Source organism: Streptomyces sp. NPDC086077 (genome assembly GCF_040686175.1).
Classification (GTDB): domain Bacteria; phylum Actinomycetota; class Actinomycetes; order Streptomycetales; family Streptomycetaceae; genus Streptomyces.
In genome coordinates this window covers 76074-95279 of sequence record NZ_JBFBJT010000010.1, presented here as the reverse complement: position 1 = coordinate 95279, position 19206 = coordinate 76074, and the positions used below count along the sequence as shown (strand labels likewise).

Here is a 19206-nt window from a genome sequence, read left to right as displayed (position 1 = left end):
GGGCCGCACAGAGTGGTGCGGCCCGGCGGACCTCCCCGGCTCCAGGAGCGGGGCGAACTCGTGGATCACCGCGTCCGTCGGCTCACCGGCCTTGACGTGTGCGATGCCCCGTCTGCCCGAGCCCGCTCTGCCGGTCTCGGCCATCCCCGACGTTCCGGTACGCCGGTCGCCTCTCGTCCCCCGCGTCCGCGGCTGGGCCGTCCAGCCGATCGAAGGGCTGTGGTCCCTGAAACCCGCCGCGTGCGGCTGAGCTCAGCTGAAGTCCGGGCTGCTGGTGCGCGTACGCTTGATCTCGAAGAAGCCCGGCGTGGAAGCCACGGCGAGCACTCCGTCCCACAGCCGAGCGGCCTCCTCCCCCTTGGGCGCGGGATTCACCACAGGTCCGAAGAACGCGACCGGCTCGCTGCCCGCCTCGGGACCGGGAACGGCGATGATCGGGCTGCCGACGTCCTGGCCGACCAGGGTGATACCCCTGCGGTGAGAGGCCCGCAGCTCGGCGTCGTACCGATCTCCGTCGCCGGCGTCGGCCAGGTCCAAGGGCAATCCGGCGTCCCGCAGAGCAGCTTCCAGCGTCGCCCTGTCCTTGGGCTGCTGCCGCACGTGGTAACGGGTGCCGAGAGCGGTGTACAGAGGTTCGAGCACCTCGGGACCGTGACTGAGGCTCGCCGCGGTCAGAACCCGCACCGGCGCCCATGCCTCGCCCATCAGTACCCGGATGCGCTCAGGCAGTTCGTCCAGGCGGTTCTCGTTCAGGACGGACAGGCTCATGACGTGCCAGGACACCTCGACCGGCCGGCTCTTGGCCACTTCCAGCATCCAGCGAGACGTCAGCCAGGTCCACGGACACACGGGATCGAACCAGAAGTCCACGGTGGTGGGCGATACGGGCGAAGGTGCTGCTGCGCTCACGGGACTCTCCAAGGGTCGTTACGACGCGGTCGTCGACCGAGCTCGGGACGGGGGACTAGGTACCTCACCACCACAACCGATAGACGACCGGTCGCCTTGGCGGGAACGCGTTGCGCCGGGACCGCACCTCGACGCCCCGGCCGTCCGGTGGACCTCCTGACCTCCTCAATGCAGGAAGCCTTCGTAGCGGTGTTGCTCGATCTGGCTGCTGATCTGCTTCACGGTCTCCAGCCCGACGCTCACGATGATCAGGATGCTGGTGCCGGTGAGCTGGTTGGAGCTGCCGAAGTTGCCGAGCGCCACCGTCGGGACCAGCGCGATCAGTCCCAGGTAGATCGATCCGGGCCATGTGAGCCTGTTGAGGACGTACCCCAAGTACTGCGCAGTGGCCCGACCGGCGCGGATTCCCGGTACAAACCCTCCGGCCTGCTTGATGTTGCCCGAGATCTCTTCCGCGTTGAACGTGATCGCCACGTAGAAGAACGCGAAGAAGACGACCAGAAGGAAGTAGGCCACTACATAGTAGGGATGGTTACCTTTGGTGAAGTTGTTCGTGATCCACGTCGACCAGCCCGCACCCGATCCGGCGAACTGCGCGACCAGAGGGGGAATGTAGAGGAGTGACGAAGCGAAGATGACCGGGACCACACCAGCCTGATTGATCTTCAGCGGGATATAAGTGGCCGTACCTCCGTACGCCTTGCGGCCGATCATCCGTTTCGCATATTGAACGGGAATGCGGCGCTGCCCCTGCTCCACAAAGACGACCAGGCCCACCATGACCAACCCGACCAGCAGAACGATGCCGAAAGCCAGCCACCCGTCAGCAATCGTGCTTTCCTGCTTCACCGCCCAGATCGCACCCGGAAGCGTGGAGGCGATGGAGATGAAGATGAGCATGGACATTCCATTGCCGACCCCGTGCTCGGTGATCAGTTCTCCGAACCACATGACGCACGCCGTTCCGGCCGTGATCGTGACGACCATGACCAGGGTGACGAAAACGGAAGCGTCCGGCACGATGCTCGAGGCTTCCCTGCAACTGGGGAACAGGGCACCACTGCGCGCGGTCGCGACGAGTCCCGTCCCCTGCAGAACCGCGAGCACCACCGTGAGATAGCGACTGTACTGCGTGATCTTCGCTTGTCCGGACGACCCTTCCTTCTTCAGCGCCTCCAGCCGCGGGATCACCACCGTAAGCAGCTGAAGAATGATACTCGCCGTGATGTACGGAAGAATTCCCAGTGCAAATACTGTGATCTGTAGGAGCGCTCCGCCACTGAACAGGTTGACCAGCCCAAGAATTCCGCCCCCCTCCGACACGGAGTCCACGCACGTCTGGACCTTCTCGTAGTCCACGCCTGGAAGCGGCACATGTGCACCGAGCCGGTACAGCACGATGATGCCAAGGGTGAAGATCAATTTCTTGCGCAAGTCAGGGGTCGTGAACACATGGGTCAACGCGTTCAGCACGATGCTTCCTCTACAGCGGTGCCAGGCATGGGGTATATGACGGGGCACGGCGGCGCGCGGCACGAAAGGTCACGGCACACGGGCACTCACCGGCGGCCCGACACGTGGGGCCTAACGCCCACTCACGGCCTTCGGCGCCCAGGCTGCACGAGCCTGGCGGCAGTGCGGGGCGACAGGCCCTGGCGAGTCCACCACCAGTAACTCTGCGGCATCCGCGCTGGCCGGTATCTGACTCCCTGGTGTGCCCCGTGCCCTCACGGACTGGGGCTGTGCGCGGTGGGAGAGGCTTCGGGGCGCAAGCGTCTATCCGACCGCTGTGCGGCGGCAAGGTCGTAAGTGGCCACAGCCGCGCATCGGTCGGATCGATCACGCCACGCAACCGACCGCAGAAGTCCATAGGCCCGAACCGTACGGACCACGGTCCTGCCGGAACGACTACACGCCGATCAGGTCCCCCGGAACGAGCAAGGCCCGCGGGGGCATCCGACGGGACAGCACCGCTCGGCAGGATCGGGATCCCGCGCGATCCGGACCGGACGGGCAGAGGCACGGCTACCCGCTCCGGGAACGCCGTTTCGCGTATGGACGCCGTTGCTCACCAACCCCCCAGGTGTGCCGGGTGCCTCCCCTCCACGGATGCCGGGGCGGCCTGGCACTCGTATTCCGGTCGGAAACCTGACATGTCGTCCCCCCGCTGACGTATGTCACTGCGGCGCGCACCAGAACAACGTTTCCGCCATTCAACAAGCGGCTGGTGATCGCGGTGCGACCCTTCGAACACGTGCGGGCCGGCGCTGCGGCCGAGGCGATCGGCGAAGCGGGGGCCGACGGCTCCGCGGCCATACCGCGACGCGTCATGGCTCACTGACGCCCCGCCGCCATCTGTCCTGGGCGCCCCGGCACATCAGAGACACATTTCGACGGCGAGACATGCAGATCGGATCACCGACCCTCCGCTGAAAACGTGTTTCATGGCCGAGAGCACGGCGCATCACCGCCTTGACCGGTGACGCTCGCGTGTGGAACAGTCGGGAGCAATGCAGCGCCCAGGACCCTGGAAGTTTCATCGGGAGCGCCTGCGCCTCAACGGGAAACCGGATGAAGGAGTTTGCACATGATCAACAGGCGTACTTTCAGCAAGGCCGTGGGCCTCGGCACCGGCGCGGCCGCGGTCTCCCTCGCCGGGTTCCAGGCCAACGCGAAGGCTTCGACCGGCCCCTGGAGGAGCGGCGAGGCACCGGCTCCGACGGTGCCCGCGGTGACCCCGGGGACGCACACCTCCTTCGACCGGATCAAGCAGGTCAGGGCCGGAGTGCTGGACGTCGGCTACGCCGAGGCGGGCCCGGTGCACGGCCCTGTCGTCATCTGCCTGCACGGCTGGCCCTACGACATCCACAGCTTCGTCGACGTCGCTCCCCTGCTGGCGGCGCAGGGGTACCGAGTCATCGTGCCGTTCCTGCGTGGTCACGGCACGACTCGCTTCCTGTCCTCCCGCACGGTCCGCAACGCCCAGCAGTCGGCCGTCGCCCTCGACGTCATCGCCCTGATGGACGCTCTCAAGATCGAGCAGGCGCTGCTCGCCGGATTCGACTGGGGCTCGCGCACCGCCGACATCATCGCGGCGCTGTGGCCCGAGCGGGTCAAGGGGCTGGTGTCGGTGGGCGGTTACATCATCACCAATGTCGAGGCCCAGAAGCAGCCCCTCCCGCCCAAGGCGGAATACGCCTGGTGGTACCAGTACTACTTCGCGACCGAGCGGGGCCGGCTCGCGATGGAGAACAAGACGAGCCGGCATGACCTGTGCCGCCTGGTCTGGGACACCGTCTCCCCCACCTGGGACTTCGACGACGCCACCTTCGAGCGCACCGCCGCCGCGTTCGAGAACCCCGACTACGCGGCGATCGTTGTTCACAACTACCGCTGGCGGCTCGGTCTGGCCGACGGCGAGGGACGGTACGAGCGCTACGAGCGGAAGCTCGCCACCCGTCCCGTCATCGAGGTGCCTACCATCACCCTCGACGCTGAGCGCGACCCGTTCACCGCACCCGGCGACGGCGTCTCATATCGCGACCGGTTCACGGGCAAGTACGCCCACCGAACGCTGACCGGCATCGGTCACAACCTGCCGCAGGAAGCTCCCACCGCCTTCGCACAGGCGGTCGTCGACGTTGACCACCTCTGAGGCGTCGCGCATGTGGCTCCCTCCCGCAGTACTCACACGACACAACTGACCGCTGTGAGCCACGCCGCGGACCGGAGCAAGGGTGAGCGGATGCTCGCCTGGCTGCCGGTGCCGGCCGTGGTGATCGACGGCCTTCCGGCCGGCCTGGAGCACGCGCAGTGGGACGGCAGAGGTGCCTACCCGACGGATCCGTCCCGCGTCGCGTTCTCCCCTCCCCCGTACACCACGGACACGGCGGAGTTTCCTCGGCCTCCACCGCACATGTCACGGCTCCGGGTGCTTGGGGCGATCAGCGCCGGCGTGGACAACCTCTCCCCATGTGCGTTCGGGGGCGCTCCTCTGCAACGCGCCGCCCGCGCCTCACAGCAGGACGGTGAGCCGCCGCAGCGTCTGGGCCGTGGGCTCCTGAACGGCCTGGCGGTACGCGGTGCCCGCCCACAGATGCATGAGTGCCTGGTCGCCCGCCGCGGTGGCCGCCTTGCGGAGCGGGGCGGTGAGGTGGTGCACGGCCGGATAGCCGGCCGGCGCCAAGGACTCGTAGCGGTCGATGAAGGCGTTGCGCAGCCCGCGGGCCGGCCGTCCCGTGAAGGCACGGGTCAGCACGGTGGTGTCGAACGCCGGATCCGCCAAGGCCCGCTGGTGAGGGGCGGAGGCACCACTCTCGTCCGTGCGCAGCAGGAGCGTGCCGACCATGGTGGCCTCCGCCCCCGCGTGGAGCGCGGCCGCCACGTCGGCGGGCGTCCCGATGCCTCCGGCGGCGACGAGCGGCAGGGTGACCGTGCTCCGGATGTGTGCGACCAAGTCAGGCAGAGAGACGGAGGCGAGCGGGCGGTCGGGAGTGAGCGTGGCCGAGTGACCGCCGGCCGCCGGCCCTTGCACGACCAACCCGTCCACGCCGGCCTGCGCCGCTTGGCGGGCCTCCTCAGCCGTGGTGACGCTCTGCAGGACCGTGGTGCCCGCTCGCCGAAGGGCCGCGACGACTGCGGGGTCGGGGATTCCGAACGTGAACGAAACCCACGGGACCGGCGATCCGACGAGAACGTCGATCTTGGCAGCCCATTCGTCGTCGTCCTCCCTCGGCGCGCTGTCGGACAGGCCCAGCCCGTAGCGATCGGCCTCGGCCTGCACCGTGCGGGCATACCGACTGTAGGCATCGGCCGAGACGGGAACGGGATTGGGTGCGAACACGTTGACGCCGAAGGGGACGCCCTCCGCCCGAACGGTTCGCATCTGCTCGGCGAGAAGCTGCGCCGGCTTGTATCCGGCGGCCAGGAAACCCATGCTGCCCGCACGCGCGGCCGCTACGACCAGCTCAGGAGTGGTTCCCCCGCCTGCCATGGGTGCCGCGAGAACCGGGAGTTCTACGCCAAGGTCGGACAGCAGTCGGCTCATGCCTGGTATCTCCTCCGCGTGCACGGGCGACAGCGAGTGCTCTCGCCGTCATCTGACGCCGAAGCGACCTCACCGGCGTCACGGACGCCGGATCCCGCTCACGGTGACAGCGTATGACGCTAGGCATGGAAGGCCGGTCTTGTGAAATGCCGACTAGGCTGCGGCTATGCACGACGGGCATGGATGCGCAGAGGAGTGAGGGGCGTGGAGGTCGAGATCCGCCACCTCCGGGCCTTCACCGCAGTGGCGCGGTGCCGGTCCTTCTCCCGTGCCGCCCAGGAACTGTTGATCACTCAGCCGGCCCTGAGCCGCACGGTCGCTCAGCTGGAAGCGGCGCTGGGCGTCCGCCTGCTCGAGCGGACGTCCCGCCGAGTCGAACCGACCGACGCCGGCAAGGAGTTCCTGCAACAGGCGGAACAAGTCCTCGCCTCCTTCGACCACGCCCTCACCACAGCGCGCCAACGGGCCATTCTGCGACTCGGTTTCAGCTGGCTGCTGCCGGCCCCCTGGGCGCAGCGGACCATCAAGAGCTTCGAGGAGACCACCGGCGCTTCCGTCACACTCAGCCGCACCGACGATCCGCTGCAAGCCCTGCACGAGCGCACCGTCGACATCGCCGTGGTCCGCGGTGACGCGGCCAGTCCTCAGCCCCTTCGCACCGTCTGGCTGTACGACGAGACACGCTTCGCCGTCTGCGCCCGGGAGAGTCCGCTGGCCGACCGCGACCACCTGGACTGGGGCGAGGTGCGACACTGGCGCTTGGTCGTGAACTCCGTCAGTGGCACCACCGGCCCCTGGTCCTGGCCCGAGGAATCACGACCGGAAGACATCGTCGAGACCTCGAACTACGACGAGTGGGTGGAAACGGTGGCCGCGAACCGCGGCATCGGCATCGTCCCCGAGACCGCCAGACACCGCTCCCCCCACCCCGCCCTCCGCTTCATCGCGCTCACCAACGCCCCGCCGGTCCCCGTGCGACTGGTCTACCTACCGGACGGCCCCCGCATCCTCATCCGCAGGTTCGTCGACGCTTCCCTGGAGGCGGCCGGCAGTTGAGCACGGGATCCGTGGCCACACCCGGCACTCATGCGCGACCGGCATCCATGCGGATCCCGAGGCATTTCATTTGCCGACCGGAAGTGATTAGCGTGGGCATGAACATCAGTGATCACCAGCTCCAGCGAGGATGGGCATGGCAAAGACAGGACTGCCCCGCCAGGAATGCGCAGTGACGGTGCTCGGAGGCCCGACGGCCGTCATCGACCTGGCGGGCCTGCGTATCGTCAGTGATCCGACCTTCGATGCGCCCGGCCCACAGGGCTACCTCACCAAGACGATCGGACCGGTCTTCGACGAGCAGTCCGTCGGCCCCGTGGACCTGGTGCTCGTCAGCCATGACCTCCACCCGGACAACCTGGACGGGCGCGGGCGCGCGTTCGCGACGTCCGCGCCCTTGCTTCTCACCGGCCCTCTCGCCGCCGCTCGGCTCGGAGCACCTGCCGTAGGCCTGGCACCCTGGACGACCCACACCGTGCGGCGCCGGGACGGCGAGGGCGACCTGACCGTTCTCGCCGTTCCGGCGGTCCACGGCCCGGAGGACGGCGAACGGGACGCGGACGGCAACGTCAACTGCGAGGTCACCGGGTTCGTCCTGTCCGGCGAGGGACTCCCCACCCTCTATGTCAGCGGTGACAACGCGTCCATCCGGACCGTGGCGGAGGTGTCCCGCCGCGTCCCGGACATCGGTGTGGCGCTTCTGCACGCCGGCGCGGCGCGCGTGCCGGCGAAGTTCGAGGGGCGTCCGCTGTCCATGGACAGTGGACGGACCGCGGCGGCGGCGACCGTTCTGGGGGCGGACATCGTGGTCCCCGCCCACTACGACGGTTGGACCCACTTCTCGGAGGGCCGGGCCGAGCTCGAACTGGCCTTCCACGAGGCGGGTCTGTCCTCACTCCTGCACGCGCCGGCGCACGGATCCTGGGTACGTCTGGGCTCCTGACGCAGCTGTGCTGTGGGGAATTCGCCCAGGACATGCAGGCCAACCTATTTGACATGTCAATTATTTTTCTTCTTTACTTTACTCGCGTCAGGATTCGGCCCGTCTTCGCGCTCGGCATGCGTCACCTTTCCGCCCGTCCTCCGAATGAGACCCGCGATGACCTCAAGAAGTTTTTCACCCGCGAGTGAGCAGGTGACACCGCCCGGGCCGAGCATGTTCGCCGGCGTGCCCGGCGGTCCGCACCGGCGCGGGCATCTGGCCCGATGCGGCGAGCGGGCGGACCACGAGGCCGCATGGCTGGACCGACCACGCGGTGGCCCGGGAGACCGTCCTCTCCCGCCGAGGGCCGGCACCGGCCCTTCCCTCCGGGTGTTGTCCGATCAGTGCCGAGGAACGGCGACTGCTCCATGGACGCCGAAGTGCACTACTCGTTCTCGGCACCGTACGGGCCGTGCGCGGGGGCACTGAGCGCAACCTGGGTCCTCCCAAGCGGTTGGCACTGCTCTCGCTACTGGTGCTCCGGGCGCCCGGCCCGGTCTCCTTTCGCGATGCATGGACGTCTCTGGGACGACGAGCCACCGGTCAGCGCCGTCAACATCATCCACTGGCACGGTCCGCCGACGGATATCGTCTCCTCGTCGACACGTCGACGTCCGTCCGGTGGTGGCGGACGGCACATACGTGGCTCAGCATCCGGTGTTCACCTCGGTCGGACACGAATTCGTCGCGACGGCCAAGGAGGCGGCCGATGTCGCCCTGACCTCGGCCCCGGCATCGACGGAGGAGGTGTCGACCGCCCTGCGACGTGCGGTGGAGGGGCACCCTTTCAACGAGGCGCTGCACTCCGCACCGATGCCGCCGACTGGATCGGAGCCGTCAGAACGCGACTGAAGTGCATGCTGGAGATTTCCCCACGCGAGTGAGTGCCAGCCCTGCTGTCCGCAAGCAGCCTCGGTCCGGAATGCGTTGTGCAGCTTGCGCCGCGCGTTGTGATGCCGGGACTTGACGGTCCCCGCGGGGACTCCCAGGATCGCCGGCGTCTCGTTGATCGTACGGTCGCAGAGGTAGATGTGAACCAGGACCGCCCTGTGCTCCGGAGGCAGTCGGCGAAGCGAGGGCTGGGTCACCATGGCATGGTGCACCGGCTCCAGGCACTCGCCCGCTGACGGGTCGTTGTAGGTGGCGCCGATGACTTCCTTGGGGGCATGTGGTGGTCGGCCCGGTGGAAAACCTCCGGGCGGTCCGCGCTCAGGGTCGTCCGGCCAGAGCCTCTGCCGTCAGGCCGGTGACGACGAGGCAATGGCCCCCGGTGACGAGCCGGCGTGCTCACGACCGCGTCCGCACGCAGGCAGCCATCACACCTACAGACCGCATAACCCGCAAAAGGTGCGAAGAGTTATATCTTTGAGCTTGCGGGCTATGGGGAGGGCTCGAATGCACCGGGGTGGGAATACGAAAGCGCGCGGGCATTCGTCATTGGCTTCGCCGGTGTCCAGCCACGAGACGATCCTGCTGACTGCCCGCCTGGCGACCCGCAAACCTACGTCGGGTGAGAGCAGGCTTCTACTCAGACCTGGCGACATGGGTACCATGCGCCACATCATCCATATGAGGGAGTGAACGGTTGTGACCAGCCAATCAACCGCCACGCTCCGAACGCGGTACATCGAGCAGGCCGCGTCGGACCTGGAGACGAACCGACATCAGCAGGAGGAACTGTCCGGGGCCCTCCAGCGGTTGAAGCAGGAGGAGGCACTTCTGGTGGACATCCTGTCCCTCGCCGAGCGCTATGAGGGCCTGCCAGACTCGTCGGACCTGCCCGTGCAAAAACGGGCTGAGCCCACACGCACCCGGAGCGAACAACCTGCGCCACTGACGTCGGAGGTACCGCCGCGGCGCTTGGCACACGCGAGGGGCGGGCGTTCCAGGAAGGCTGTGGCAGAGACCGGCGCGAAGGGGAAGTCGCGTCAGCCTATGCTCGGGGAGATCCTCACGGAGCTGCTGGGCAGCCACGAGGAACCGCGGCTGGCCAAAGAGCTGCGGGATGAGCTCATGTCCAAGCACCCCGATCGGTCACCGACTCCGCAGGTCGTCCGGAACACATTGGAGTCCCTCGTCGCCAAGGGGCGAGTCCAGCGTCACAAGCAACAGCGTTCAGTGATGTACACCCTGGCGGGCGCCGCGGAGAACGTCACCTCCCCCGACGACGCCGGCGGAGCGGACAGCTAGGCGCTGTCCGATGTGACCCGACGACCGGACCGGCTCTGGGGAGCGGCAAAGCGTACGGTGAGCATGGCCACCTGCCCGCTCGCGGCTCGCCGGGTCACATACGCCTCTTGCACGACGGCACACGTATCGACTTCTTCTTAGAACAATGGCCCTCGAAAGCAATGCATGTTTTCCGGTCAATCGATTGGAATTCCCTTTCCTATTTCCAGGCAGACGCGAGCACGGTACAAGAACGCAATCGGCCGTCGTCCGAGAGCGAGCGCGCCGCTTAGACTGTGCCCATGGCGGACGCGACGACGATCGTTCCCCTCAGCCCCGACGAGGAGACGTTCCTCCGGGCTCTGGGCAAAGTGGTCGCCCTCTTGCCCCGAGTTGTCGATGCGGACATGCTCGAGGAGCTTCCGACTTCCGGTACCGAGTACACGGTCCTGGTACATCTCTCCGAGGTCCCGCACAACTAGATGCGTATGAGCGTTGGCCAACATGTGCGGTCTTTCGCTGAGTGGGATGACTCGGGCCGTGAACCGTCTGGAATCGCAGTCGCTCGTCACACGGCATCGCGGCAGCCAGTCGGCCGCTCTCGCGCGTACCCGGCCACGGGGAGAGACCGTCGTCCGACGCGGAGGCGGCGTGGTCGTCGACATCACCTCCGAAGCCGGCCTCATCGCCGGCTCGCCGCCTCATCGTCGCCCACACCGCCGCCAACGCGGCGGCATCGGAATGACCCGCCAACTCGCCCTCGGAGGCGCCCCCCACCACATCCGTGCCGTCACCATCAGCCCCGGCCCCGTCCTCACCCCGGCCAGCGACGGCGACCTCGGCGACAACCAGGCAGCAGGCGACGCCATCACCAGCAATCAAGGCGCTGATCGGCACGGGGGAAGGGGGCCGATGACGCAGCGTCGAGTGATCAGCAGGCGCGAACACACCCCATCCGTCGCCATGCGCCCGAGAGGCGGACCCGCCGAAACGGCGATAGTTTCCCCGTGGGCGCGATGCCTTCCAGATCTGTGGAACCGGTACCCGAGCGCGACCACCTGCGGATCTGGTCCGCCCGTCGTGCCGCTGCCACACGGGCTCCACTGATGCAAGACGACTGGTCGTCTAATTCTCAGACCGGTCGGCTGGACCAGCCGCATCGCTTTCTCGAAGGAGCATCATGACCAACACGGGGCAGAAGGTCGCCATCATCACCGGTGCGTCCCAGGGCATCGGCGCAGGGCTCGTCGAAGCCTACCGTGCACACGGGTGGGCCGTTGTGGCCACTTCGCGAGCCATCGCCGAATCGCAGGACGCCGACGTCCTCACCATTCAGGGCGACATCGCGGACCGGGCCACCGCCGAGCGGGTCGTCGCTGCCGGCGTGGACCGGTTCGGCCGCGTCGACACGCTCGTCAACAACGCGGGCATCTTCATCTCCAAGGGGTTCACCGACTTCACCGAGGACGACTACGACGTGGTGCTCGGCGTCAATGTCGCCGGATTCTTCCGCATCTCGCAGCTCGCGATCGAGCAGATGCTGCGGCAGGGGGGTGGTCACATCGTGCAGATCACAACCAGCCTGGTCGAGCACCCCAACTCCAACGTGCCCTCCGTGCTCGCTTCGCTGTCCAAGGGTGGCCTGCAGGCGGCGACGAAGGCCCTGGCCATCGAGTACGCGTCCAGGAACATCCGCTCGAACGCGGTGGCCCTGGGCACGATCAAGACCCCCATGCACCCGGAGGAGCACCACGAGACGCTCGCGGGACTGCACCCGATGGGTCGTATGGGCGAGATCAGCGACATCACCGACGCGGTGATCTACCTGGAGAACGCCCCCTTCGTCACCGGTGTGATCCTGCCGGTCGACGGTGGCCAGACGGCAGGCCACTGACCACGCGTCCAGCGTCGGACGCGTCTGCTGGTGGTCTCGCGCCAGGCACCCCGGGCGAGCGGCTCGTCCGCGTCGGTGAACGACGGTCGGAGCCCCTCGCCACCTTGCTGAGCGCTGGGGCGGGGCTGCCTTCCCTACGATGCGATGACCGGGTACCGACACTCGCGGCCGTGCGGTCCCACGCCGGCGGCTCCAGCGGCCGTGGCTCCCCCGCCGGACCCCGGGGCCGACACGGACGTCGGCCCCGGGGTCCGGCGGGTAGGACGGATGCCGGGAAGGACGCTCAGATCCGTGGCGTCCTGCACGTCCTGCGCGGTACCGGAGGGATGGCCGCGCACCTCCCGGCCAGGCCGTCGTCAAGATCCATGTCTTGGGGGCGCACCCGGATCGCGGCCTCCGCGCAGCAGCGTCGTACGCCGACTGCGACACCTTGAGCCGCGCCCCCGGTCAGACGCACACGTGCTTGCCTCGTTTTCGGCCGGGCCGGTGGTCACCGTCGGCACTGGAACCCACCAGTGGCCCCCTCGACCGCGGAGGCTGGGCTGCCTGCCGACACGCGTGCGTCACCTGCGCCGACTCGGCGAGGGCCGCCGCTCCGGGGCTGACGGGATCAGGGAAGCAGTGTACGGACGGCCGTCCTGTGGAGGACCTTCTCGGCGCGGTCCCACGTCCAGCCATTCTCCACCACCAGCGCGTGCCAGCCGAGAGGACCGAACCAGTACCAGAGAAGGTCGGCCGTCTCCCCCACCGAGCAGGAGGGCGACGGCTCCAGCGAGTGCAGGTGACGGGCGACGGCACGCAAGGCGTCGCGGTACGCCGCGGTGGCACGCTCCCAAAGAGCCTCGCCGTCCTCGTGGACCGGGAGTGCTTTACGGATGGCTTCGTGCACGACGAACTGGCTCGCGTTGCCCACCCGCGTCCCTCGGGCCAGTGCCCCGAGGACCGCCTCCGGCGTCCGGATGGCGAGCATGTCGTCAGTGGCCTTGCGGTAGCCCGACGCCGACACGCCCTGGTCGACGATCCGGTACAGGATGTCGCTCTTGCTCCCGACACTGGCAAACACGGTCTTGGGTGCCACCCCGGCGGCTGAGGCGATGTCGGCGACGGCCACACGCCCGTAGCCGCGCTCGGCGAACAGTGCCGTCGCGTGGCTGAGGATCAGCTCACGCGTGCGGGCCGCGCCCTCCGCGCGCAGCGGGGACACATAAGGGCGTTTGGGCGACATGAACCGATGCTAACACCATGAATTGATTAGGTATGCTGTTACTCGAATCCAAGCGCGGAAACCCATACCCGGTACCGGGGGGACCACGGGGACCGGCCCGCGCCCTCTCGACGCCCGCAGCGCGGATCGCGTCGCCGACGAAAGGCTTGACCATGGGAATGGACGCTGCAGAGCTGGGTCGTGGCCTCTTCCGCATCCTCGAGACGGGCGACCGCGCGCTCGCCGCGGACGTGGTGCACGGAGACTTCCGCAACCGCGAGGCCGCCGTGTCACCGGATGCCTGCTCGATTCCGGGGCCCGCCGGAGTGCTGGCTTCGGGGGCCTGGATGCGATCCGCCTTCAGTGACCTGCGTTTCGCCGTCACCGACGTCGCCCACGACGGCGACCAGGTCTGGGTGCGACTGCGCATGCAGGGCCGCCACACGGGACCCTTCGTCCGGTTCCGTGACGGCGCCCTCGACCAGGCCGTGCCGCCCACCGGGCGCGAGATCGACTTCGAGCAGATCCATGTGCTCGGTCTCCGCGACGGCAAGGTGATCTCGCACGAAGCGGTCCGCGACGACATCACGATGCTGGGGCAGTTGGGCGTGTTCCCGCCGGAGCCGGCCGGCATGCTGCGCATGGTCGCGTGGCGGTTGACCGGGCGAGCCAAGCGCGCCGCGCAGCTCGTGACGACCCAAGCGGCCGAAGCGGCAGCCCAGGCGTAGACGGCCCCGCCACCACCCGGACCCCGTCACCACCACGCGCCGCCACCGCCCACTGCCCGCCCACCAAGAAAAGTTCGGACCCACACCGAAAGCCGGGACGGACAAATCGACGACACCAACAAGAACTAGGCAGCCATCACCGTCGAGGCCCGGGATACGGGGCTGAGTTGGACGTTCATCGAGGCCGGCCAGGGGCGGCCCGGGCCGGCGCCGTGCCAGGGCACGGCCAGACCGCTGACCTCCGCCAGCACTTCCACGGAGCTCAGCCAATCCCCGTGGTCGACCGCCACGGAAGCGACGATCAGCTCGTCGACCCGCGCGGCAGCCGTGAAGCGGTCCAGGTAATCCCTCACCTCGGCCGGGGTTCCGACGGCGGCGCACCTCATCTCCTGCTCGACCTGCTGAAGCACCTGCTGCCCGGACGGCGTCTCCGGGGCCGTCGCCGCCGTCGGTGGCGGAACGACCACTCCGACACGGCCGAGCAACTGGATCGCCCGGCGGCGCTTCGCGGCCTGGAAGTGCTCCTCGGTCTCCGCCGTGGGTCCGCGGCGACGACGTTCACGCCGGCGATGACATGGGGTCGACCAGCTGAGCGGAAGGCCGGAAGTCACGCCGGTACAGCGCCACGGCGTCCTCGACTCCGACCGCGCACCAGGACGGTCGGTCCGGTGCCGTCCGACGTCATGTAGGCGATGTCTTGACCGGCTGTGCTGACCCGTTCCCTTGTGAGCGCTCTGCCTGCTCGGTACATCGCCCGGAGGCTGGCACATGTTTCTGCCCCGCAACGGTGACGCGCTTGAACCCCGCTTACGTGTATGTGTGATGCGTGACACTTGGTTCAACTATGAACTGACCCACAGGAGCAGTTATATTTGCTTCGCACAGCAATTAAACGTCGCTGAGAACGGCATGCTCCCGTGCGGGCGCTCAGCCTCCCCCTACACCTGGAAGGAAATCCACGTGTCTTCCACCGTGACCGACAGCCAGCCCGCCCACTCCCGGACCGAAAGCGACCTCGATGTGGCGGGCTCCGGTCGGCATCGTGGCCGACGGGCAGAGGGAGACCTGTGGACCCCCGGCATCGAGGCCGTGGGTCGCGGCCGGCACCGCAGGGCCACACACGTCGTGGCGGTCTGGCCGGCCCCGGCACCGGGCAATCCCGACAGCGAGCCGGCCCGACAGCTCGTCTGGAGTTGACACGCGGACCGCCCTCGTGGAACCGCCTCACCCGCCCCGGCATACGCCTCAGGGCCCCCTGCCGACGGCCGCCGCGCCGCGGCACAGCCCGGCCCCGCCGATCAGCAGCCTTCCGACAGCACCGGGAGAGCTGAACGAACGATCCACACAACAGACAGGACGTGCACGATGCAATTCGGGATCTTCGGCGTGGGGGACATCGCACGCGACCCGGTGTCCGGGCGGACGCCCACGGAACGCGCACGGATCAAGGCAGTCGTGGAGTACGCGAAGCTGGCCGAGGACGTGGGCCTGGACGTCTTCGCCATGGGCGAGCACCACAACCCGCCCTTCGTCCCTTCCTCCCCCACCACGCTCCTCGGCTACATCGCGGCTCGCACCGAGCGGATCCTGCTGTCCACCTCGACGACGCTGATCACCACCAACGACCCGGTGAAGATCGCCGAGGACTACGCGACGCTCCAGCACCTCGCCGACGGCCGGGTCGACCTGATGATGGGCCGGGGCAACACCGGACCGGTGTACCCCTGGTTCGGCAAGGACATCCGCGACGGCATCCCGCTCGCGGTGGAGAACTACGCCCTGCTGCGCCGGCTGTGGCGCGAGGAAGTCGTCGACTGGGAGGGCAAGTTCCGTACGCCGCTGCAGGGTTTCACCGCCACCCCGCGCCCGCTGGAGGGTGTTCCCCCGTTCGTCTGGCACGCCTCCATCCGCAGCCCGGAAATCGCCGAGCAGGCCGCCTACTACGGTGACGGCTTCTTCCACAACAACCTGTTCTGGCCGAAGGAGCACGTCCGGCGCCTGGTCGAGCTCTATCGAAGCCGCTTCGAGCACTACGGTCACGGCAGGGCCGACGAGGGCATCGTCGGACTGGCCGCGCACATATTCATCCGGCCGAACTCCCAGGACGCCGTGCGCGAGTTCCGTCCCTATTTCGCCAACTCCCTGTACGGCGGCGGCCCGTCCCTTGAGGACACCATGGCGCAGACCGCGGTGATCGCGGGCAGCCCGCAGGAGCTGGTCGAGCGCGTGCTCACCTACCGCGAGCACGCTGCGGGAGATTACCAACGACAGCTGTTCGTAGTGGACGGTATCGGCGTCCCCCACAAGACCGTACTCGAGCAGATCGAGCTACTGGGCGAGATCGTGCCGGTGCTCCGCAAGGAGTTCGCCCAGCACCGCCCGGCACACGTCCCCGACGCCCCCACGCACGCCTCGCTGAGCGCCGCGAGCCAGCAGCGGGCGGCGTCCGAGGAGGGCCGGCGATGAAGCGCTCCGTCACCGTCGTCTCGGCGGGGCTGCGGCTGCCCTCGTCCACCCGGATGCTGGCCGACCGGCTCGCGGACGCCACACGGCGGGATCTGGAGCGGCAGGGGGCCCAGATCGACGTCGATGTAGTGGAGGTGCGCGACCACGCGCACGACCTGGTCAGCCACCTGACGACGGGCTACCCGTCGGACGGACTCCGGCGAGCGTCCGAGACGGTCGCCAAGGCGGACGGACTGATCGCCGTCACTCCGACCTTCACCGCCTCGTACAGCGGGCTGTTCAAGATGTTCTTCGACTCCCTCGACGACACCGCCCTGGTGGGCAAGCCGGTACTGATCGCCGCCACTGGCGGCACCGGACGGCACTCCCTGGTCCTGGAACACGCGCTGCGCCCGATGTTCGCCTACCTGCGCGCCGTGGTCGTTCCCACCGCCGTGTTCGCCGCCACGCAGGAATGGGGCGGCGGCGACTCCCAGGAGCCGCTCGCGCGGCGGATCGAGCGGGCGGCCGACGAACTCGCCGGTGAGGTGCGGCGCCGTGAGTCCCCGGAAATCCGGGACCCCTACTGCGACCCCGTGCCGTTCGAACAGCTGTTGGAAGGCCGGTGAGGTGCCGCCACGGGTGAGGCCGCCCTGAACCCGCGGACGCGGAGCCCGCTGCGAGATGTCTCACGGTCCGGCACGAGCCACTGTTAGACAGATCTGTCTACGATGAGTGTTCCAAGCCTGCCGACCGGGAAGTGACCGCATGAGCTCCGCATCCCCGACACCTCAGTCCGTCTCGTTGAGCACGTCCGGAAAGCGGTCGCCCGCACATGCGGCCCCGCGACGCGGGCGGCTCGGACCCACCGCCTCCATAGGCGTGCTGGCCTCGATCCTCGTCTCGCTGCTGGCCGCGTCGAGTGCGCCGACCCCGCTCTACGCGATCTACCAGGAGCGTTGGGGCTTCTCCCCCATCACCGTCACCGTCGTCTTCGGCGTCTACGCGGTGGCCGTACTGCTCTCACTCCTGGTCTTCGGGAAGATCTCGGACCATGTGGGCCGACGGCCCGTGCTGCTGGTCGCCCTGCTCGGCCAGGCGCTGGCGATGGTGGTGTTCGTCCAGGCCGGCGGTGTGAACGCGCTGCTCGCCGCCCGCGTCCTCCAGGGGGTCAGCACCGGCGCCGCGGTCGGTGCCCTCGGCGCCGGCATGCTCGACATCGATGCGCGTCGGGGCGGCTTCCTGAACTCCCTCGCGCCAACCTTGGGCACCGCGGGCGGCGCCATGGTCTCCGGACTGCTCGTGCAGTACCTGCCGGCCCCCACCCGTCTGGTCTACCTCGTGCTGCTGGGGGTGTTCGTGCTGCAGGCGCTGGCGGTGCTCACCATGGGGGAGACCGTCTCCCGCAAGTGGGGTGCGCTGGCCAGCATGGCTCCCGAGCTCAAGCTGCCTAAGGCGGCACGTCCGTCGGTGGCCATCGCCGCGCCGGTGATGTTCGCGGTGTGGGCACTGACCGGCCTGTACGCCGCGCTGGGGCCGGCCATCATCCGAACCCTGGTCCACTCCGACTCCGTGGTGTGGGGCGGGCTGCCCCTGTTCGTGCTCGCCACCGCCGCCGGACTGGCCGTGGTGCTGCTGCGCGGGACGGCGACGCGCAAGGTCATGTTCATCGGCATCGGCTCGCTGATCGTCGGCGTGCTGATCACCCTGGCATCCGTGGCCTCGGGCGGTGGGCCCCTCGCCGTGACCACGTTCTTCGTGGGCGCGGCGATCTCGGGCTTCGGCTTCGGCGGCGGCTTCCAGGGCGGAATCAGGCTGGTCGTCCCGCTGGTCGAGCCGCACGAGCGGGCGGGAGTGCTGTCCCTGCTGTACGTCGTCTGCTACGTGGGCCTGGGTGTTCCGGCCGTGATCGGCGGGTTCCTGGTGGTGCACGGCGGCGGCCTGGTGCCGACCGCCCGGGAGTACGGCGGGGCCGTCGTTCTGCTGGCCCTGGTGGCACTGGCCGGGCTGCTGCGCAGCGGTCGCCGCGTCGAGCACGTCGCCGTGGTCCGGCCGGCCGACCTCCCCGCCCAATCGGCACCCGCCGCGGAGACGGCACGGCGATGACCTCTCCGCGAGGCGTTACACTAGACAGTTCTGTCTGACCGAGGTGACGAGATGACGACCAGCAGCAACGGGACCAGGACTCCGGCCCGGGAACGCCTGCTCCAGGCGGCCAATGAGCTCTTCTACGGCGAGGGCGTGCAGACCGTCGGCATCGACCGGGTCATCGAGCACGCCGGGGTGGCCAAGGCGTCCCTGTACAACACCTTCGGAAGCAAGGAAGGCCTCGTCTGCGCCTACCTGGAGTACCGTCACGAGCGCAGCCGCGAGCGGATCACCCGGACCCTGACCCGCTTCCGCTCACCGCGTGAACAACTGCTCGGTGTCTTCGACGCACAGGGCGAGGCGTTCACCGAGCCCGCCTACAACGGCTGCGCATTCGTACGGGCCACCGCCGAGGCGCCCGAGGACAGTTCGGTGCGCCGAGCCGCCGAGAAGTACCGCGCCTGGGTCCTCGGACTGTTCACCGAACTGGCCGCCGCTTCCGGCTACGCCGAGCCGGAGGAACTGGCCCGCCGGCTGCACCTGCTGTACGACGGCGCGGAACAGGCGGCACGGATGGACCGCGACCCGTCGGCCGCCACGACCGCCCGCAGCGCCGCGGCCGACCTCCTCGACGCGGCGCCTCTGGCGGAGACCGCGCGCCAGGTGCATTGATCACGAGCGTGG

Annotated in this window: 17 protein-coding genes; 11 read left to right on the top strand and 6 right to left on the bottom strand. The window is 68.5% G+C overall.

Translation table 11 applies throughout. The features are described 5' to 3' along the window. Window positions 1-252: 252 nt before the first annotated feature. The gene (locus AB0O67_RS05255; protein WP_365446365.1) at window positions 253-909 is read right to left on the bottom strand and encodes a DsbA family protein; all 657 of its coding nucleotides are present in this window, start codon (window positions 907-909) and stop codon (window positions 253-255) included. Window positions 910-1074: 165 nt separating this feature from the next. Next, the gene (gene secY, locus AB0O67_RS05250; protein ID WP_365446362.1) at window positions 1075-2382 is read right to left on the bottom strand and encodes a preprotein translocase subunit SecY; all 1308 of its coding nucleotides are present in this window, start codon (window positions 2380-2382) and stop codon (window positions 1075-1077) included. Window positions 2383-3496: 1114 nt separating this feature from the next. Between secY and AB0O67_RS05245 the strand changes: the two genes are divergently transcribed. Then, window positions 3497-4564 carry an alpha/beta hydrolase gene (locus tag AB0O67_RS05245; protein WP_365446359.1) on the top strand — a complete coding sequence of 356 codons (1068 nt, stop codon included), beginning with the start codon at window positions 3497-3499 and terminating at the stop codon, window positions 4562-4564. A gap of 360 nt (window positions 4565-4924) precedes the next feature. Here the strand turns inward: AB0O67_RS05245 and AB0O67_RS05240 are convergent, their stop codons facing one another. After that, entirely contained in the window at window positions 4925-5980 is a 1056-nt protein-coding gene (locus AB0O67_RS05240) for a nitronate monooxygenase (RefSeq protein ID WP_365446356.1), read from the bottom strand. 180 nt (window positions 5981-6160) lie between these two features. Between AB0O67_RS05240 and AB0O67_RS05235 the strand changes: the two genes are divergently transcribed. Both AB0O67_RS05235 and AB0O67_RS05230 read left to right on the top strand, forming a co-directional pair. Further along, window positions 6161-7012, top strand: coding sequence for a LysR family transcriptional regulator (locus AB0O67_RS05235; RefSeq protein ID WP_365446353.1), 852 nt, complete (start codon window positions 6161-6163; stop codon window positions 7010-7012). Window positions 7013-7148: 136 nt separating this feature from the next. After that, a complete protein-coding gene (locus tag AB0O67_RS05230) occupies window positions 7149-7955 on the top strand; it encodes an MBL fold metallo-hydrolase (RefSeq protein WP_365446350.1) in 807 nt (268 codons plus the stop codon). Between the two features lie 686 nt (window positions 7956-8641). Here AB0O67_RS05230 and AB0O67_RS05225 read toward each other — a convergent pair. Then, window positions 8642-9085, bottom strand: coding sequence for a sigma factor-like helix-turn-helix DNA-binding protein (locus tag AB0O67_RS05225; RefSeq protein WP_365446347.1), 444 nt, complete (start codon window positions 9083-9085; stop codon window positions 8642-8644). A 496-nt stretch (window positions 9086-9581) separates the two neighbouring features. Here AB0O67_RS05225 and AB0O67_RS05220 point away from each other — a divergent pair, with 496 nt between their 5' ends. From AB0O67_RS05220 to AB0O67_RS05210, 3 genes are all read left to right on the top strand, one after another. After that, window positions 9582-10184: a hypothetical protein gene (locus AB0O67_RS05220; RefSeq protein WP_365446344.1), complete on the top strand. Its 603-nt coding sequence runs from the start codon at window positions 9582-9584 to the stop codon at window positions 10182-10184. A 281-nt stretch (window positions 10185-10465) separates the two neighbouring features. Continuing rightward, window positions 10466-10645: a hypothetical protein gene (locus AB0O67_RS05215; protein ID WP_365446341.1), complete on the top strand. Its 180-nt coding sequence runs from the start codon at window positions 10466-10468 to the stop codon at window positions 10643-10645. Between the two features lie 698 nt (window positions 10646-11343). After that, window positions 11344-12057: an SDR family oxidoreductase gene (locus AB0O67_RS05210; RefSeq protein ID WP_365446338.1), complete on the top strand. Its 714-nt coding sequence runs from the start codon at window positions 11344-11346 to the stop codon at window positions 12055-12057. Between the two features lie 610 nt (window positions 12058-12667). Here AB0O67_RS05210 and AB0O67_RS05205 read toward each other — a convergent pair. Further along, window positions 12668-13282: a helix-turn-helix domain-containing protein gene (locus AB0O67_RS05205; RefSeq protein WP_365446335.1), complete on the bottom strand. Its 615-nt coding sequence runs from the start codon at window positions 13280-13282 to the stop codon at window positions 12668-12670. Between the two features lie 158 nt (window positions 13283-13440). Here AB0O67_RS05205 and AB0O67_RS05200 point away from each other — a divergent pair, with 158 nt between their 5' ends. Next, window positions 13441-13989 carry an ester cyclase gene (locus AB0O67_RS05200; protein ID WP_365446332.1) on the top strand — a complete coding sequence of 183 codons (549 nt, stop codon included), beginning with the start codon at window positions 13441-13443 and terminating at the stop codon, window positions 13987-13989. A gap of 125 nt (window positions 13990-14114) precedes the next feature. On the opposite strand, the gene AB0O67_RS05195 is transcribed toward AB0O67_RS05200, so the two are convergent. Continuing rightward, window positions 14115-14600, bottom strand: a complete 486-nt coding sequence (locus AB0O67_RS05195; protein WP_365446329.1) for a hypothetical protein — start codon at window positions 14598-14600, stop codon at window positions 14115-14117. A 754-nt stretch (window positions 14601-15354) separates the two neighbouring features. On the opposite strand from AB0O67_RS05195, the gene AB0O67_RS05190 reads away from it, so the two are divergent. The 4 genes from AB0O67_RS05190 (at window position 15355) to AB0O67_RS05175 (ending at window position 19194) form a co-directional block, all read left to right on the top strand. Continuing rightward, the gene (locus tag AB0O67_RS05190; RefSeq protein ID WP_365446325.1) at window positions 15355-16455 is read left to right on the top strand and encodes a CE1758 family FMN-dependent luciferase-like monooxygenase; all 1101 of its coding nucleotides are present in this window, start codon (window positions 15355-15357) and stop codon (window positions 16453-16455) included. Beyond that, window positions 16452-17063, top strand: coding sequence for an FMN reductase (locus tag AB0O67_RS05185; protein WP_365446322.1), 612 nt, complete (start codon window positions 16452-16454; stop codon window positions 17061-17063). Before AB0O67_RS05190 ends, AB0O67_RS05185 begins: the two co-directional genes overlap by 4 nt. A 139-nt stretch (window positions 17064-17202) precedes the next feature. Next, window positions 17203-18540 (top strand): MFS transporter, encoded by a 1338-nt coding sequence (locus AB0O67_RS05180; protein WP_365446319.1) that lies wholly within the window; start codon window positions 17203-17205, stop codon window positions 18538-18540. A gap of 51 nt (window positions 18541-18591) precedes the next feature. After that, window positions 18592-19194, top strand: coding sequence for a TetR/AcrR family transcriptional regulator (locus AB0O67_RS05175; RefSeq protein WP_365446316.1), 603 nt, complete (start codon window positions 18592-18594; stop codon window positions 19192-19194). The last annotated feature ends 12 nt before the right edge of the window (window positions 19195-19206 follow it).